Origin of the sequence: Paenibacillus cisolokensis, from assembly GCF_050481165.1 — a bacterium.
In the GTDB taxonomy this organism is placed as follows: Bacteria; Bacillota; Bacilli; order Paenibacillales; family Paenibacillaceae; genus Paenibacillus_AH; species Paenibacillus_AH cisolokensis.
The window spans coordinates 1-529 of sequence record NZ_JBCNFP010000170.1; the positions used below are offsets into that span (position 1 = coordinate 1).

Sequence of the window (529 nt, forward strand, 5' to 3'; positions counted from 1 at the left end):
GATGATGTACAATAGTTTGTGTAACCAGAATTTGTGACCTGGCAGGCGCAAAAAAAGTAGGGTATCTTGGAGTGTGCGTAAACCACAAGAAAGGAACCCTACTCATGACTACTATACACCAAGATATGCTCGCAGATCTATTTGAAAAACTTGTCACGCAGTTTATTAAAGAGAACCTGGAGTCCATCATGAAAGCTGAAATCAAAAGCTTCATGGAGAATGAAAAAGAAAAGCCTAATAGTCGGAACGGATACTACCAGCGCTCTCTTCAGACCAAGTTCGGCACGATCGAGGATCTCCGTGTACCGCGGGATCGGAACAGTGAGTTTCAAACGCATGTATTCGAACCTTACCAACGCCGAGATGGCTGGCTGGAAGAGGCGGTGATCCAAATGTACAAAGCCGGCATGGGCACGCGAGACGTCGCTCGCTTCATCGAGAGCATGTTTGGCAGCCACTATTCACCCACGACCGTCAGCAACATTACCGCGACCGTGCTGGAGGATATCCAGCAATGGCAATCCAGGCC

At 48.4% G+C, this 529-nt stretch carries 1 protein-coding gene; it reads left to right on the forward strand.

The window, feature by feature from the left end:
- Positions 1–104 precede the first annotated feature (104 nt).
- Positions 105–529, forward strand: a 425-nt coding sequence (locus ABEV74_RS22395; RefSeq protein WP_430149783.1) for a transposase, incomplete at its 3' end; no start/stop codon positions are given.